Annotated in this window: 13 protein-coding genes; 3 read left to right on the top strand and 10 right to left on the bottom strand. The window is 49.4% G+C overall.

The features are described 5' to 3' along the window. Nucleotides 1-71: 71 nt before the first annotated feature. The 7 genes from guaD to ACKFKH_RS05075 form a co-directional block, all read right to left on the bottom strand. A complete protein-coding gene (gene guaD, locus ACKFKH_RS05105; RefSeq protein WP_446857164.1) occupies nucleotides 72-1,406 on the bottom strand; it encodes a guanine deaminase in 1,335 nt (444 codons plus the stop codon). Between the two features lie 27 nt (nucleotides 1,407-1,433). After that, entirely contained in the window at nucleotides 1,434-2,816 is a 1,383-nt protein-coding gene (locus ACKFKH_RS05100) for a glycoside hydrolase family 76 protein (RefSeq protein ID WP_446857163.1), read from the bottom strand. A gap of 188 nt (nucleotides 2,817-3,004) precedes the next feature. Then, complete coding sequence (locus tag ACKFKH_RS05095) at nucleotides 3,005-3,718, bottom strand: phosphatase PAP2 family protein (protein ID WP_446857162.1); 714 nt, start codon at nucleotides 3,716-3,718, stop codon at nucleotides 3,005-3,007. 174 nt (nucleotides 3,719-3,892) lie between these two features. After that, nucleotides 3,893-4,792 (bottom strand): S66 peptidase family protein, encoded by a 900-nt coding sequence (locus ACKFKH_RS05090; protein ID WP_446857161.1) that lies wholly within the window; start codon nucleotides 4,790-4,792, stop codon nucleotides 3,893-3,895. Nucleotides 4,793-4,874: 82 nt separating this feature from the next. Further along, nucleotides 4,875-5,954 carry a glycosyltransferase family 4 protein gene (locus ACKFKH_RS05085; protein WP_446857160.1) on the bottom strand — a complete coding sequence of 360 codons (1,080 nt, stop codon included), beginning with the start codon at nucleotides 5,952-5,954 and terminating at the stop codon, nucleotides 4,875-4,877. A 172-nt stretch (nucleotides 5,955-6,126) separates the two neighbouring features. After that, nucleotides 6,127-7,314 carry a HEAT repeat domain-containing protein gene (locus tag ACKFKH_RS05080; protein WP_446857159.1) on the bottom strand — a complete coding sequence of 396 codons (1,188 nt, stop codon included), beginning with the start codon at nucleotides 7,312-7,314 and terminating at the stop codon, nucleotides 6,127-6,129. Between the two features lie 364 nt (nucleotides 7,315-7,678). Further along, complete coding sequence (locus tag ACKFKH_RS05075; RefSeq protein WP_446857158.1) at nucleotides 7,679-8,791, bottom strand: DMT family transporter; 1,113 nt, start codon at nucleotides 8,789-8,791, stop codon at nucleotides 7,679-7,681. Between the two features lie 549 nt (nucleotides 8,792-9,340). Here ACKFKH_RS05075 and sppA point away from each other — a divergent pair. Both sppA and aroH read left to right on the top strand, forming a co-directional pair. After that, the gene (sppA, locus tag ACKFKH_RS05070; RefSeq protein ID WP_446857157.1) at nucleotides 9,341-10,204 is read left to right on the top strand and encodes a signal peptide peptidase SppA; all 864 of its coding nucleotides are present in this window, start codon (nucleotides 9,341-9,343) and stop codon (nucleotides 10,202-10,204) included. A 140-nt stretch (nucleotides 10,205-10,344) separates the two neighbouring features. Beyond that, nucleotides 10,345-10,740, top strand: a complete 396-nt coding sequence (aroH, locus tag ACKFKH_RS05065) for a chorismate mutase (RefSeq protein ID WP_446857156.1) — start codon at nucleotides 10,345-10,347, stop codon at nucleotides 10,738-10,740. 392 nt (nucleotides 10,741-11,132) lie between these two features. Here aroH and ACKFKH_RS05060 read toward each other — a convergent pair whose 3' ends face one another. Further along, on the bottom strand, nucleotides 11,133-11,525 hold the full coding sequence (locus ACKFKH_RS05060) for a phage holin family protein (RefSeq protein WP_446857155.1): 393 nt from the start codon (nucleotides 11,523-11,525) through the stop codon (nucleotides 11,133-11,135). Nucleotides 11,526-11,681: 156 nt separating this feature from the next. Further along, nucleotides 11,682-12,626 carry a beta-carotene hydroxylase gene (gene crtR, locus ACKFKH_RS05055; protein WP_446857154.1) on the bottom strand — a complete coding sequence of 315 codons (945 nt, stop codon included), beginning with the start codon at nucleotides 12,624-12,626 and terminating at the stop codon, nucleotides 11,682-11,684. 257 nt (nucleotides 12,627-12,883) lie between these two features. Here crtR and ACKFKH_RS05050 point away from each other — a divergent pair, with 257 nt between their 5' ends. Then, nucleotides 12,884-13,660: a COP23 domain-containing protein gene (locus ACKFKH_RS05050; protein ID WP_446857153.1), complete on the top strand. Its 777-nt coding sequence runs from the start codon at nucleotides 12,884-12,886 to the stop codon at nucleotides 13,658-13,660. 168 nt (nucleotides 13,661-13,828) lie between these two features. Here ACKFKH_RS05050 and ACKFKH_RS05045 read toward each other — a convergent pair whose 3' ends face one another. Further along, complete coding sequence (locus ACKFKH_RS05045; RefSeq protein ID WP_446857152.1) at nucleotides 13,829-16,873, bottom strand: PAS domain S-box protein; 3,045 nt, start codon at nucleotides 16,871-16,873, stop codon at nucleotides 13,829-13,831. Between the last annotated feature and the right edge of the window lie 690 nt (nucleotides 16,874-17,563).

Raw genomic sequence — 17,563 nt, 5'->3', positions numbered from 1 at the left:
TCTACAGCGCACCAATCCCAAACGTATCGTAATTGACGTTGTTAATACTGACAAAGTTATCCATCAGTGCATTAAACGCGCTGGTAGGCCAGCTCTCCCGCCACATAGGTCGCACAGACAGCCCGATCGTCTCCCATTATTACCAGACTAAACACTTTATCGGCGAGTTCATCCAGTGTAGTAGCGGTTGCGATCGGGTTGCGGAAAGCCATAACTGGAGTCGATCGCGCATCCAATACAGTAAAATCTGCCTCTTTTCCAACTTCAAAATTGCCGATTTTGTCATCAAGTGATAGTGCCCTGGCTCCGCCCAACGTCATCAAAAACAGTGCTTTAAAGGGAGAAAGATTTTGTTGGCGCATTTGAGCAATTTTGTAAGCTTCATTTGCTGTTTGCAGCATCGAAAAGCTAGTCCCCCCGCCAACATCTGTGCCCAACCCCAACTTGACCGGGTGTTCAACGGATTTTGCTTGCTCAATTCTAAACAGTCCGCTCCCCAAAAATAAGTTAGAAGTAGGACAAAACGCGATCGCTGCTTCGGTCTCTGAGAGCCGCCGAAACTCCTCATCTGTAAGCTGGACACCGTGGGCGAAGACGGAGCGATTGTGAACTAATCCGGCGCGATCGTAGACATCCAAATAGCCCGCAGCATCGGGAAAAAGTTCTTTTACCCAGGCCACCTCATCGACATTTTCAGACAAGTGGGTGTGCAGATAAACATCAGGAAACTCTGCTAACAGTTTGCCTGCGAGACGCAGTTGTTCATCACTGGAGGTAATCGCAAATCGGGGCGTAATCGCGTAGAGCAATCGTCCGTTTTTGTGCCATTTCTCGATCAGTTGTTTGCTTTCTTGATAAGAGGTTTCGGCGGTGTCACACAGGTAGTCAGGCGCATGGCGATCCATCATAACTTTGCCTGCAATCATCCGCAGATTTCGCTGACTGGCTTCTTCAAAAAAAGCCTCTACCGATTCGGGGAAAACAGCCGCAAACACAAGCGCCGTTGTTGTTCCATTCTTCAACAATTCATCTAAAAAGAAACTTGCCACTTTTTGAGCATAGGCCTTATTGTTAAACTTACCTTCAACTGGAAAGGTATATTGATTTAACCATCCTAAAAGCTGTTCGCCATATGCCGCAATCATTTCGGTCTGCGGAAAGTGAAGATGAGTATCAATAAACCCAGGCACAATCAAGCGATCGATATAGGAAACCACTTCAATATCCAAATAGCGATCGCAAAGCTGTTGATAAGCTCCCAGTTCTTTCACATAGCCATCTTCTAAAACTAACAGCCCATCGGCTAAGTAGCGAACACAGTCTGACTCATTCACATAAAAAGGATCATCGATAAAATCTAGAAAAGCACCACGAATAGCCAGCGATCGTGCAGGTGAATTAGACATCAAAGTATCCAGGTAATTGAACAAACGTTACGATCGTGGCTCAATTCGCATTTCATCTAACGTTAATGAATTTTGGCTGCCTTTGAGCGCATTAAAGATAATAGACACGGTATTCTCGCCAGCATTCAGCCAGACATTAGAAAGGGTGGTCTCGTTCCAGGTCTGACCTTGTGGAAAAATCTGATTATCTACGACCTTTTTACCATTAGCATAAACATATCGAGATGCATTCCCCTCAATCGTCGCATAGCGAAACTTAAGATCATACTTTCCAGAACAAGAAACTTTGACATTAAAGGTCACAGAATCGTTGTTAACTGTACTTTTAACATATCCAGTCCCCCGAAATCCTGGCTCGATCGCTGCCTGCTTTGCTCCAGACAACATTGCATTCTCAGCCTGATAGATTCCCGTGGTTCCCAGCAAGATTGCCGCATTCACAGCATCCGTCGCAGAACTTTGTCGAGATGCATCCGCCTGATCAAACTCGCCCGCCCAGCTTAAACCAAATTGGTTGCTACGATCGCGCCGTGACCAGATCGCCGCCGCATTTTGCGTTATAAAATCTTTGTACTCAGGCTTGGGTAACGTCTGGTAAAGGTCAGACAAATTTCGCATAAAAATCCCCTTAAACTGCGGCCCATCAGCTCCACAATCCCGATTGATTTCACAGGGTTCCTGTAAGATGCCATTGGGTGCCAGCTTTTGAATTGCAGCATCGGCGATTGCTTCTGCCTGAGCCAACAAGGTCGGATCTTTTGTGCTGTGATACAAGTCTACTAACCCACCCAAAATCACGCCCTGATTGTATGTCCAAATTGTTTTACCATTATTCTGACAAGCATCATCTAAACCATCATTCACCAAGTTGTCAGAGTTGATCATTCCGGTGTTTCTAAACCATTCCCATTCTCGTTGTGCCCAGTTTAGATAATAGACTGCTTCAGCTTGAGTAGATGATCGTAAATGGAGTTTAGCTGCGATCGACAAAAACAATTCATTCGTAATCGCATTTTTGTATTGTCGGCGTTTGTGCCACCAGATTCCACCGCCGCAGGTTGCATCCCAGCCTTGGGTCATATTCTCAAAGATGGTTTTTGACATCTCTAGATAGCGACGTTGACCCGTCACATCGTAGGCTCTAATCCAAGTTAGCGCCCACCAGCCTTCGTCATCATAAAACCAGGGATTGAGAAAGTTAGTGTGCTTGTTTTTCTCAAAGGTATTGAACACATTGCCCCGATAAGGAATTGTCTGAGTGATTGCCGCGTAGTCGATCGTCGTCTCCAAAGCATTCGCCGAATTCCACCAACCTGTTGTATTCCATAGCCCTGTCGAGAGATTATAGAAAGCTTGCAGAGCAGCCATTCCAGCCGCCACACTCGGAGAACAACTTCCCGGAACAACCATTCTCTATTGCCTCGCTGAACCTAAATAAGCGATCTAATATTACAGATATTTAGTTGCTTATATATAACTATTTTTAGTCAATCACTAGCGACTAGAGACTTGCAGACAAATGATATCCCAATGTAGAAGCATAGTGTAGAGGCATAGCAATGTCATGCCCTTAGCGGAATCCACTTTTAACGGTTGTTTTATTTATTGGGTGTTTCTTTTAGTCGAGGTTGAGTCGATCGCGGTCTGATCAACAAACTTACACCGATTGCCCAGGCGATCGAAACCAGCCATCCAGCCAAAACATCACTGGGATAATGCACACCCAGATAGAGACGAGTCCATCCGATCGTCAGCACAAATACGGCTCCCCCAATTAGCACCCACCATCGCCATCGAGTGTTCCAGGTCAAAATAACCAGGGTGGCAACCAGCGTCATACTTGACATCGCATGTCCGCTCGGAAACCCGTAATCAAACTCCGGAGCGGGCGACTGCCACAAGCGCGGACGAACTCGATGAAGCAGTGCTTTTGCAGTTCGATTGATCAGAATGCTTCCTGTTAGCGTCGTGACCAGATAAGCCAATGAGTGCCATCGTCGTTTGACTAGCAATATCAATCCTGTGACGATCGCAATCGGAAACACGCCCCAAAAGACTCCCAACTTGGTGAGAAAGGTCGCGATCGCATCGAGTTGTGGCTGGCTAGTCGAGTGAATCGCCAAAAGAATCGGTACATCCCAAGGAAAGCCGCCCTGATGCTCCCAAACATCTTCTGCCAGTTCTCCAAAAAATTGCAGAGGCAAAAAGACTCCAATCAGCAACAGGATTAGGGATCTGCGACGCGCAATTAGTACATACTTGAGAAACTTGAGAAAAGACTGAAACAGTTTGGGGAGACCAGAGTCAAGCATTCATGGAAGTACAGGGTTAGAACAGAGGTTGGAAAGCCCCTGCTTGCTTAAAGTTAGGCGATCGCTCCTTTAAACCCATCAATCTGGAGTGATAAGAATGGGCATTAGATGACCTTCAGATAGAATTTTTGGCATGATAACCCTAGCGGACAATTGCATAGAATTCACGTTAATTTAGCCTTCGTTTGGGAAGCTGAGAATTCCTTGATCGCCATCCAACAAAGCGGGGATTCCGACGGGCAGCGCGGCATTTTCGCCATCGTGACCAAAGGGCAGATTGGAAACGATCGGAATCTCCAAATCCCCTAATCGATCGCGCATCACTTCTTCAACGCTAAAGCTCGGAACGCTAGCAGGTGGCTCACATTGGCTAAATCTTCCTAATGCAATGCCGCGAATTTGGTGAAAGGCACCACTCGATCGCCACTGGGTCAACATTCGATCAATCCGATAGGGCGCTTCGCTCACATCTTCTAGCGCTAAAATCACACCCGCCAAATCAGGCTGTAAGGGCGTATTCAAAAGATGGGTCGCCACGGTCAAATTTGCGGGCAGCAACAATCCGGTCGCTTGTCCGTTTCCCCAACCTGTGCCTTGAATGGGGGGTAATAATGTCTTCTCAAGCCAATCAAATAATCGTTGAGTTGACCAATCTGGCTCGGTGGCGATCGTCGTCAACAAGGGAGCATGAATGCCCGAAATTCCCTGCTGACTGAAACTCCACAGCAAGCTTGTAATGTCTGAGAAGCCAATCAGCCACTTGGGTTTACTGATCGGCAGCGTCCAATTTTCGAGCAGTCTCGCCCCACCATATCCGCCTCTAGCGCAGAGAATGCCACGACAATCAGGATCTTTGAGGGCCGTTTCTAGCTGAGTGCGGCGGGCTTGGTCAGTGCCAGCGAGATAGCCCCAGCGATCGTCAAACCCATCGCTTAATTGAATCTGATAGCCTCGATCGCGCCACACTTCAATCCCTTTCTCAAAAGCAGAAAATTCTCGTAACGTACCACTCGGCGCAATCACCCGCAGCAGATCACCCGGTTTTAGCGGTGGTGGAATTTGGCAAGGCTTCATGGGGAGAGGGGGGAGGGAGGAGAGAGGAGAGAGGAGGGAGGAAGGAGGAGGGAGGAGGGAGGAATGTAGGATGGCTTTTGGTTTAGCGTATCAGGTCGGCAAACCAGGATTCTAGACGATCACCGAAGGCTTCGAGAGAATAGTGGGCTTGGGCTTGTTGGCGGCAGAGCGTACGATCGAGGGCATCGATTTTCTTGATGGCGGACACCAATCCATCCACGCTATCGGGTTCGACGAGCCAGCCTGTTTCACCATCGCGCACAATTTCTGAGGGGCCACCGCGACGATAGGCAATCACCGGAACGCCACAAGCCAGGGACTCGATCGCCACATTGCCAAACGCCTCTACCCACCGCGGAGTCATTAACAAAGCTCTCGATTCTCCCAAAACTTGCTGTAGCTCACTGGTTGAGAGAAATCCCCCATACTCAACGGGCGCACCTAGATGGTCAATCAATATCTTTTGCCAGTAGTCTTCATCCTGGATCACGCCCCAGATTTTGAGCGGAATTCCCACCCTTTCAGCGGCCGCCACCGCATCTTCTAGCCCTTTTTCGGGGGCAATCCGACCGACCCAGGCGAGCTGATTTTTGGGCTGAGAACAAAACTGATAAAGCGACAAATCAAAGCCGTTTTGCAAGTTGCGACAGTGATTTTTGAATCGAAACGTCTCGGCCTGAGCCAAACTGTGAACGCCGATCGTTCCTTCAAATTCAAGTGCAACTTTCTCAATGATCTGATCCATCGCCTCCGTTAGCGAACCCATACTCACCAGATGAGCGATCGGGCGCTCAAAAAACGGAGTCAAATAAAACGGCAGCCAATCGTAAGCAAAATTAAATAGAAGATCATACTCGTGCTGTACCTGACGCGCATAGTCCCACATATTCCCCAGGACAGAATTTTGAGGAATCGTCACCAGCGCATCGCGTCCTTGAGTTTGAGCTGTGATTTGAAGTGTGCCAGCGATCGGTACCAGAGAAACGCCTTCTAAGACTGATCCTTGGGGAGCGACGATCGTCAAAGAATGACCTCGCTGACTCAACGCCTGAGCCACACTCTTGAGCGTCAACTCGACACCCCCACCTAACCCCGACCCCAGCGCACCAACCGAGGTAGACAACAACAATATTTTGAGCGGTTTTTGAAAAAAATGAGACACAAGAAGAAGGGATGAGGGATGAAGGATGAAGGATGAAGCCAAACGGACTTAGAACTTTCTCACAGATACACCCTATCCTCAAATCAACCCACTATGTAGCGCACCCTTGCTTGCAGTAACTCGAAGCGATCCCTCATCCCTCATCCCTCATCCCTCATCCCTCATCCTTCTCTTACGGCAAACTCTCTGGCGGACTCACCGAATTTTTGAGCGCAGGCAGACTCTCCATTCCTGGTACAGTCCGAATTCGATTTAATTGCCCCAGGGCCCAACGGGCTGTCTCCTGAACCTCTTGATCGGGATCGTCGGTCGCTTTGTGTAACAGATGACTGATTTGAGCCACCATGTCATAGACTCGCGTCAGGTCGCGAATCGCATTTTTCCGAACGTCTGCATTCTCGTCTTGGAGCGAAATCGCCAACGCTCGACTCAGCGGTTTGAGTGTCCGAGTTCCAATTTCTGAGAGCGCTGAGAGAATCAAACTTCGCTGCTTTGAGTCAGAGTCAAGCATCAAATCAACCATCGGCTGGACTGCGCGCGTGTCTCCTCGTTGACCCAATTCCCAAATGACCTTTTGCCGTTTGGCCGGATCAGGTGTCCGAAGGTCTCGAATCAACTCATCGACGATGTTAATTTTCGCCAGCCGAGTCGTTTCTGAAACCTTGGGTGTTTCTGTGACATAACTCATGGGTGGTTCTGTATGCTGTGGAAGGGTTTCCGAAACGGTGACTGTCGTGTGACCGTGACCGTTGGAATTAGAGTGCCCCTTGAGCGCAGCCGAATCACTTACCCCATTTTCTGAGTGGTCTACAGGAGACTCACTGGGTCGATCGTGCAATTCTTCAGAAGATTCAACCAAAGCATCTGGTAATGGCTGTTCTGGTTGGGTAGGTCGATCGACTGGTTTTCTGCGCCTCCAGGCTAACAAGCCGACTCCGCCCATCAAAAGCGCGCCCCCGATCGCGCCTGGTATCATCCATCCTGGTGCATTCTCTGATTTTTGAGGCTCATCCGCTTTGGCTAACTGGGCCTCTGGCAGACTCGTCGCTTTTTGAAACTTACTGACCGCCTCCGCCGTACTTTGTTCGTAGATGCCCGTAATTTCGCCGTCAAAGTAGCCCAAGAGCTTGAGGGTTTTTTGCAGCTTGCTCACCTGGGGGCCTTGAGCGCCGATCGTCAATTCTGTCTGACCAGCGTCTTGAGAAGGGGCTTGAGCAAATTGGGGCGCTTTGGGGGAAATCTGGGCAACCGCGTTTTTTGGAGTTGTCAATTCACCTGCAAAACTGGCTGCTGGTTTGGAGGCGACCGTCATACACACGGCGCAAGCGATGAATAAAAAACCAGGGCAACGAGAAATCATAGGCTGACCCAAAAGGGGGGTGCGACTAGCGTATCAACAAAGGGGGGGAAGTTCTTTTAGCTAGCTCAATCCTAACCGCCAGATCAATATAGTGCCCTCAAAAAGTTTGGCACCTACACAGAAATGATAATCCGTCAACTAGTGATCAGTCTTCCGCCAACGATCTCAAATTAAATAGAATCGTCATCTGTAGGGTGTGTTGAGTCATGCGAAACGCAGCGATTCTGTCTGAGGGTACGCTTTAAGCAGCTTAATGCACCCTATGTAATCTTTGGGGTTATTAAGTTTACAGGTGGTGCTCTTTGAGACTGGTGGTGCGTTTCGCATTGCCCAACACACCCTACGGGATTTTAACTACACAGGCTTAAGGCAATCTTTCGGGTTCAGTTTCGACGACGGCCAACGGTACTCCCGCGATTTCATTGGTTTCTGGTTGTGCTGACAGAGAACTATTCTTGAGCGCGTCTGATTGATCCGGAGAAACTTCTTCGGAGAACGATCGCTTTAATTTCTCAGTCAAGACTTCTCGCTGATTGATTAGATAAATGCTCACCAGCGTCAAACTCACGCCTACCCACTGAAGCGGACTCAGCACTTCAGACAAAAATAGATTGCCAAACAGCAGGGCAAACACGGGAGTCAAAAAGGTCAGCGAACTCAAACTGGTCAGACTGCCGCTAGAAGCAAAGTAAAAAAATAAACCGTAGGCGATCGCGCTGCCAAAAATTGTTGAATAAGCCAGCGCTGCCCAGTTAGCATTACTCAAATGAATCCACTGATCGGACTCAAGCTGACTCGATAGCCCAAAGAGCGGCAGTCCTCCCAAAATCATGTGCCACCCCGTCGCGCTCACTGGGTCGGCGTACCGACAAACGTAGCGAACTAAGACGGTTCCGACTGCCATCGACAGGGCCGCCAACAGCATGAGCCACTGTCCGTTATCAAATAGATTCAAGACAAAATTCATTCCTGAGAAGTTATCTAGAACCCACCGCCCCTGAGCGATCGACTGCACGGCTGACGAAATCCATTCCTCCGGTAACCCCAGCAAACTGATTCCGAGAACGCCGATCGTCAGCCCCAGCCAGCCCCACAAGCCGATTTTTTCGCCAAATAGCCACAGGGCCATCAAGGCAACGGCCAGCGGTTGAGAGTCAATCATCACTGACCCCAGACCTGCCCCAGTTCTCATCAGTCCTTGAGCGAGAAATCCTTGAAAAAGTGCGCCATCGACGATCGCAAACAGCGAAATCCACAGCCACGCTGCCCAGCCTTTGGGTTGAGGTCGTCCCATCCAGGTGGCCGCTATCAGCACCATCACTCCCGCAGGCACCAGCCTCACTCCCGCTAAAAAGAACGGAGTCGTCTGCGGAATCACTCCTTTCATGGCGACCATTGCCGTGCCCCAAAGAAAGAAGGGTGCAATCAGCAGCAAAGGCGCAAAGGGAAGTCGAGATTCAGTAATCTTCAAGTGCATGGGATTTGCTGATGAGGGGGTTGAGCTTATTGTATTTAATTATGTAGTTCTATGAAGCACTTAATCATTTTTGAGGTTCAAGTTAATACCCCACACGCCACACGCTGATTGACTGACAAATTTCTCGTAGTTTTGTAGAACCCTGCAAAGTGTGATCGCTAAACTCACCTTGAACTGACCACAGAGCGGCAGCGCTTTAAGAATTTTGTCCATCAGTCCGCTTCAAACCTGAAATCTTCTTGTTCAGAGCACGATCGTTCCTGTTTGAAATAGAAATGTTGCGGTTCAGAACACGATCGCTCCCATCTGAAATAGAAATGTTGGGGTTTGAAGGGCGATCGTTCCGCTTGACGAAGGGTTCTTTCTGGACTGGCTAAAAAATCTCTGATCATTTCACAGCCTCTTCGCGAAGCATCACCGCTGAACCTGTCCGTGACAGCCACCTAGCGACAGAAATTAGAAGTTTGGCTGTCAACCAGCCTCACGCTTCACTCCTCACACCTCACCTCCAAATGAGGCACACTAGAATTTGGTCATCCACACTACATTGTGCAAATTCCTATGCTTCGGCTCTTTAAGCCCCGGTCTCGTAAACAAATTGCTCGAATTGAAATCAATGGCGCGATCGCGGGCGCAACTCGAAAGCGTGTTTTAGAAGCGCTCAAAACCGTTGAAGAAAGAAAGTTTCCTGCCCTGCTGCTGAGAATTGACAGTCCAGGAGGAACCGTGGGCGACTCGCAGGAGATTTATAGTGCGCTGAGAAAGTTGCAGGAAAAGGTCAAAATCGTTGCAAGCTTTGGCAATATTTCCGCATCTGGCGGGGTCTACATCGGCATGGGTGCCCAACATATCGTGGCCAATCCAGGAACGATCACAGGCAGCATTGGCGTAATTCTGCGGGGCAATAATCTGGAACGGTTGCTGGAGAAAGTTGGTGTTTCCTTTAAGGTGATCAAATCGGGGCCTTACAAAGATATTTTGGCGTTCGATCGCGAACTCACCGACCCCGAAAAAATCATTCTGCAAGACTTGATTGACATCAGCTATTCTCAATTTGTGCAGACGGTCGCTGAGTCGCGCAATCTACCCAACGAGACGGTGAGAACCTTTGCTGATGGGCGCGTCTTTACGGGTGAGCAGGCCGTAACCTTGGGACTGGTCGATCGACTCGGCACCGAAGAAGACGCGCGTCGCTGGGCCGCCGAACTCGTAGGTCTCGACCCCGAAAAAACTAAATGCTTCACCTTTGAAGAAAAGAAGCCCCTCGTCAATCGCCTCACCTCTAACAACAGCCTGATCAGTAACCGCCTGACTAGAGCGATCGACACCGTTCCTGGACTCTCAGCGGGAATGGACTGGCTAGAATTTGAACTCTCGACCAGTGGGCTTCCTCTGTGGCTTTATCGTCCCTAATGGCGGCCGGAATTGAGCGGGAGTTATCACGACCTTCAGGTTGACATTGCATCAAATCTCAGATCCTCACTCCCCATTCCTGACTTCCCTCTCTTACAATTGAACGGCTAACAGTCTAGAGAAAACCTGGAGGATGAGACGTGCAGTGGAGAGTTCGAGCGATTCGTGGAGCGACAACGGCTTCGGCAAACACCGTCGAGGCGATTCGAGAAGCAGTGACGGAGTTGATGGACGAGTTAGAGGCTCACAATCGGCTTGACCCCGACGAGATTATTAGCGCGACCTTTTCGGTGACTCGTGATCTGGATGCAATTTTTCCGGCGGCGATCGCTCGTCAGCGTCCCCACTGGGATAATGTGCCGCTTTTGGATGTTCAACAAATGTATGTAGAAGGAAGTTTAGAGCGTTGTATTCGCTTTTTAATTCACTTTAATACACCCGATCCCAATGTCAGAATTCACCATCCCTATCTTCGACAAGCCAGAGATCTAAGACCCGATTGGTTAATGGCTCAAGTTGGAAATTCTTCAAATTAAGAACCATTTGATAAAAACAAAAAATTAGGGACATCGGCCTTCAAAGCTTTGTCCCTAAAGTTTTAAATTACTGTAGCTACCCTACTTGACGTGGATTCGATCAAATCTTTCGCTGCGGTTGTGAATCCAGGTAGCCCCCCAAATCCCCCACGAGTGAGGGACTTTGAACCCAAGATCTTGTCTGAAAGTCCCCCAAAATTGGGGGGTTGGGGGGCAGAAGCGCTGAAGAACGAAGCGAAAAAATTCCATCGAATTCACGTTATTTGAGTTGTGAGAATTCGGTGGTTAGCAGTTAGTAATCAGTTGTTGATCGAAGGCAAATAACTAATGACTAAGAACCCATCTTTTAACAATTCTCACAACTCATTCAGGATTGCTCTATCAGCCAAACGTTAAACATCAGTGGTCAGATTAGTGCTTTTGAGATCAACGTTGCGTTCTGCAAAGTATTTGTTGAGAAAGGTGCTGGCAAACGACAGGATCACGGGTGCCAGAATAAAAGAAACCGGCCCATGAACGCTAAATCCAGGCGTGATTGCAGCCGCTAACGAGAAGCAGATTCCATTCACAACCAGCGTAAACAACCCCAGCGTTAGAAAGTTGATCGGCAAGGTCAGCAGTGTCAGAATTGGTTTGATAAAGGCGTTGACTAGACCGATCGCGACCCCTGCCACCAAAGCCGCCACAAACGATTGAATATTAACGCCAGGAAGCACGATGTCTGTAACCAGCAAACTCAGAGCGGTCGCCAACAGCGTAAAGAGATAACCGAGATAATTCTTCATTTCTTGAACCTCAATTTCATCAATAGTTAATTCTTCTATTCATGATTTTTGCGGATCGATTATCCAACAGCCTCCACACACAGACAGATTTCGTAGACTAAGACCTACAAAAAAAGGACACCAGATTGCGATGTCCCATTCAGAGAGGTTTAACGGTTACTTGCCGACTGAAACCGATTCTTCTTGAGCCGTGACCAGCGTCAATTCTTCGGCGGGTGATTCTACAGGGTGATTGTGATGAAAGTGAATCCCTAAAAAGATGTCGTAGACAAAGCCTAAAAAGTTTTCTTTGAGTAGACCAACTGATTGTTTACAGCCCTTGGCATCCAAAAGCGGCTTAGTCGCATAGTAGGCGCGCTCGTAGTTGTACCAGGGCACCGACGGCCAGAGGTGATGCACGAGATGATAGTTTTGCCCCATGATCAGCCAGTTCAGCAGCGCATTGGGGTAGACTCTGGCATTTTTCCAGCGATCGCGCTCCGCAAAAGGACGATGTGGCAAATAGTCAAAGAACAATCCTAAAACTAAGCCAACGATCGCCAAAGGCACAAACCAGAAGTTAAAGACGTATCCCAAAAAGTGATAGTGGAAAGCCACATAGACCACAAGAACTAGAGAGAGCCGCGCCCAAAACCACTCGATCAATTCATTCTTGCGCCAAAGTTTGCGCTTAAAGAAGAAAATCTCATGGTAGAGAAACCGAGCATTAATAATCCACAGCGGCCCCATCGTTGAGACCACATGATCCGGGTCATTGTCAGGGTCGTTCACAAACGCATGATGCTGCATGTGAACACGGGTAAACACCGGAAAAGAAAAACACAACAGAAACGCACTGCCATGTCCTAAGAAAGCATTCATCCACTTATCTCGATGAGCTACGCCATGACAGGCATCGTGAATTACAGTTCCGACCATGTGGAGCGCCAATACATTCATACAGAAGCAGCACCAATCCACCCAACCCCAACACCAATAGCCCAACGTAGAAATCACAGCGATCGCCACCGAGAGCCAAAAAATGATGAGCGTCGGATTCAAGTCACCGGGAGCGCCGAGTAACTCTTTGGGAACTGTCAGGGGCTTTGTTGCCTCCGACATCTTTTCATCTCTCCTTTTTTACATCCTCGCGTCAGTATACGATACGCAACACCGTGAAGTTAAGTAAAGTCTCTTTAAGGTAGACAATTCGTTCAAAAACCCAACATCACCCAAATGAGCCGCCCCTCAAAACTCATCCCCTGGGAACTTGCTCAAAGAAAATAGGGTCAGGGGAAGAGAACAGTGAGAAGGGTTAAAACCACTATCCCACTTAGCATTCACGCGATCGATACTCACACAATTGAGGTTTATTTATTATGTCACGACGACAGTTTGGGTCGAGCTTAAAAATTAGAACGCTGGCAGTCAAGCGTGTAAGTCTTTTGATGGGAGCCACCCTGCTGTTGAGCGGATTGGCAACTACGGTTCCGGCTGGGGCACAAAGCACTTCACCGTCTGGAGATGTGATCATCAACACGGAGCCGGGCAATTCGGGGTCAACGACTCCCCCTTCTATCATCAATGGTGTTCGGTTTGCGTGTCAGACGATGAACGGACAGCCCACCGTCATGTATCAGCCCGAAAGCCAGCCGTCTCAGGCGTTTGCTTGGGCCACTCCGAGCACGTTGGGCGGCGGATGGGATTCGGCACGTCGCTGTAATGAAATTAGCCGCCGTCTAGAGGCTTACCGTCCTGATGGGCTGGTGGAAATGAAGACAGGCGTTGAGAACGGATACAACACAATTTGCGTGACGACCGATCGCGTTCCTTCCTGCCGTATTGTTTTAACCGTGCCCCCTGGACAAGATCCAGTCAGTACTCGCGATCGCGTCTTCCAAAATCTGACGGTAGCCGATAGCGGTCAACAAACTCAAGGAGTCGTCACCTTTGGCGAATCGAGCAACTCAGGCATTCTCGGTCAGATTGGGCAAGCATTGGGAATCAACCGCAGAAATAACTCTCGTGTGCGATCGGGGGATATTAACCTCAAGCCCTTCCTCGATCGTAAAGATGGGGGAACTGGAGAGCGTCTGAGTGGCGGTGTCACAGTGCGCCAAGCGCCTCGGTCTAACAATCGTCTGAGAATCCGCTAGTCTTTGGGGGAGGCATGAGGGAGAACTTCGATGATCTGTTCCCCCTTTGGGGGTAATCTGCTTTGTGAGAAGGGGTACGGTAGGGGTGTTCCTGCAAGGCGCTACTGTTAGTCTGGCAAGAACAAAGTGAGGAATGACGGTTCCCCTAAACCAATACAAGCTATCTTTTCATCCCTCATCCCTCATCCCTGACTGAGCCAACTGCGCCACGATCGCCACTAATTGATCGGGGTCAGTTGGCTTTGTAATGTGAGCTTGAAATCCAGCCGAAAGCGCCTGTTGCTGATCGTATTCGCCTGCGTAGGCAGTGAGGGCGATCGCGGGGATCTGACTTTTGCGACCTGGCAGCAGGGTTCTGATCTGGCGCATCAGCATGTAGCCATCCATTTCGGGCATTCCAATATCGCTGATCAGGAGGTTTGGCTGAGAATAAGCGAGGGTTTTGAGGGTTTCAACGGCGGAGGAGACAGCCATCACGTCAGCGCCTTCTTGCTCTAAAACAAACGTGACAAAATCCCGCGAGTCCGCATCGTCATCCACCACGAGAATCTGCAAACCAGCGAGAGGCAAGACAGAGAAATTTTCTTGGGTTCGATCGCCCAGAGGCATCAGAGTCAGTTCAGGGTTTGTCATGGTGTCTTGTTTGAGAAGGGGTAGTTTGACCGTAAATGTGGTTCCTTTTTCTTCGCCCAGACTCTCTGCCCAGAGGGTGCCGCCGTGAAGTTCAACCAGTTGTCGGGCGATCGCCAGCCCCAGCCCCAGACCACCATATTGTCGCGTCGTCGCGCTGTCTGCCTGCCGAAAGTAGTCAAAAATGTAGGGCAAAAATTCGGGACTGATGCCCTTTCCAGTGTCGATAACCTGAATCTGAGCCATGCCTTCGATCTGTTCGACTAGCACTTCGACTCGGCCGCCCGGAGGCGTAAACTTAACCGCATTAGAGAGAAGATTCCAAACGATTTGCTGTAGACGAGTCAGATCTCCCAAAACGGTCAGAGGCGAGGGATGCGGTTCACGGTTGTCTGCTTGGTAGTGAAGCCCGATCGCTTTTGCTTCGGCAGCCAGACGCACCGTTTCTAAAGCCGCTGTGACGATCGTTCTCACATTTACAGGCGCGACATTGAGAATCAGCTTACCCCGCAGAATTCGCGAGACATCCAGCAGATCTTCGATGAGTTGGGCTTGCAGACGGGCATTGCGCTCGATCGTCATCAGCGCTTCTGTGGTTTTGGCTCCGTCAAAGGTGCGGGTTTGCAGCAGTTTTGCCCAACCTAAAATGGGGTTTAAGGGCGTACGTAGCTCGTGGGAGAGAACGGCCAAAAATTCGTCTTTGATCCGGTTGGCAGATTCTGCTTGGGCGCGGGCTTGCTGTTCGGCGGCATAGAGACGGGCATTCTCGATCGCCACTGAGGACATTTGCGCTAACTGCACGAGAATGGCTTCGTCTTCTGACGTAAATTCGCCCACGGTCTTGTCAGATAGCTGAATCAAGCCAATATTGCGCCCGTCTCGCCCGGTCAACGGAGCCGCCAACCAACCCCGCATGGGAGGATGATCCGCCGCGTGAGCGCCAAACCCTTTCCAACTCGGATGGGCTTCTAGCTCGGTTTGGGTCAGCCGCATTGGGCGATTGAGATGACACACACAGGCATAAATGCCAGAGCCGTCGGCAGGTTCTTTATAATCACGCCACGCGGCATATTTGTCAGACAGAGAAACAGCGCTAATGGACTGGGCCCAGTTTTGGTTGGCGGTCAGGCTGGTCACGGATTGATGTGCGCCGATGATCGATCGCGCCTGTTCTGTAATGGTTTTCAGCACTTCGTCAACCGACAGCGCAGAATTCATCACGAGAGCCGCCTCGGTTAAGCCATGTAGTTGAGCAGTGTATTGCTGAGATCGGTTTAACATCTGTTCGCGTTCGACTTCGGCCTGCTTTTGTGAGGTGATATCAACCGTCACGCCATCAAAGCGAGTTGGATTGCCCTCCTGGTCATAAAAGCCTCGCCCGATCGCGCGTATCCAGCGAATTTGTCCCATTGGTGAAACGGTGCGGTAGTCGATTGTGTAATCAGATTTTTCTTCGAGGGAGGTGGCGATCGCTTGACGAGTCGGTTCGCGATCATCGGGATGCAGACGCTTATAGAAGAGGTCGATCGTCACATCAGTGTCAGGAGAAAGCCAAAAATGTGATCTACATTGGTCGCTCCATTCCAGCTTGTCAAAAGGCAGATCGCAATACCAGAGTCCTAATTCTGTCGATTTTAAGACCAGATCTAGCCGCTGACGATTGAGCTGTAGGGCGAGTTCGGCTTGCTTGCGTTCAGTGATGTCGTGATTGACTCCTAGCGTCCCCATCGGGTTGCCCTGGTCATCCGAAAACGGCACGACGATCGTCTCCGTCATCCCCTGGGAGCCATTTTTGTGAATAAAGGGAATTTCGCCTTGCCAGTAGCCAGTCGTCGTCACGCCGTTGAGAATTTCGGCTGTCAGTTGGGTTGCGGATTCAGGGGGGTGGATGATGCCCGGAGTTCTGCCCAGCATTTCTGTTTTAGAGTAGCCAAAAATTCTTTCTGCGCCAGGGTTCCAGTCGAGAATCTCACCTTGCAGATTGGTCAAGATCACCCCATCGTAAATGCGATCGAAGACGAGCGATCGCTGTCGTAGCTGGTCTTCGGTACGCTTACGGAGGACTTCGTTGTGCTTTGCTTCGGTCATGTCTGTAATCTGGACAACGCGCGATCGTCTGCCCCAAAAGCTTTCTTCGTGAGTCGTTTCTTTGACCTCGATCAGCGTTCCATTTTGTTTGCGATGTCGCCCGTTTGTGGGAGCGAGCGCTGAAGACTGAAGCTGCTCTATCAGATGGGGAACCTCTTCAATTGGGCAAATATTCAGGATGGTCATGTCCAAAAAGGCTTCCCGTGTATATCCATAGTGCTGAATCGCCGCCTCATTGACCGCCAAAAATGCCAGTGTCTCCGGGTCATAGATCCACATCGGCTGCGGACTGTGCTCAAACAAGCGACGATAGCGATCTTCACTTTCTGCGAGGGCAACTTTGAGATGCGTCAGTTCATCCGTCAGTTCATCCATTGTGGAACATTGCTCTGATTCACAAGCCGACCTTTGGGGATCAGGTTGGGGATCAGCAAGAGCGAGCGATCGCGCTGGTGGCAAGGGAGCAAGTTCTTCAGACTTTTCGTGACTTTGCATTCGTCAGCTTCAATCATCCAAAAGTAGGGGTATCGTCAGTGAGCCACTCTGAAGGTTTAGAGATCCTGGAATGGAAACTGTACGCTCGGAAGATGTGTACCTTTCGCTCTAATTTTTAGCATTTCTTAAGATAGACCGGGATCTACCTTTTGAAGGGGAATCGATCTGTGAAACTGCGGAGGCCCCAAAAATCGATCTCAGCACTGACAGAATGACTTTAAAACACACTCCCTTCATCGATTTCCATTCCCTATCTTCACGCAGAAGCATAGCCAAACATGGTAGTATCCCTGTTGCCGATTTGCGGAGACAAGCCACTTTTTAGACACTTCATTCTCAAGAGTGACCAAAGGCTGGTTGCAACGACCCCACTGACTGATATAGAAATTGATGGAATTGATTTTTATGTCCTTCCTTTTGGAGGGGGCTAGGCAGGTTTCAGCGTGAAGCAGCCCAGCGGAGTGATCCCCTCAATCCCCGTCAAAAAGGGGACTTAAAGAAGTCGAACATCGCGTAAATAATGCAAAAATCTAGGGTGACCGATCGCCGTCAAACTTCAGATCAGTCCTGGTCAAAACTGAGTTATCTCAAAACCTGGCAGGTTTAAGCTTGCGTCCATTAATTTAACTTCACCTCTTAATCCTCGTTTTAATATTCATTCTTTGATCTAATCCCCTCTAACCTCCTCGG

It is taken from the genome of Phormidesmis sp. 146-20, from assembly GCF_052939475.1.
Note: the sequence above shows the minus strand (reverse complement) of the source record. Positions and strands in the feature narration are given on the sequence as shown.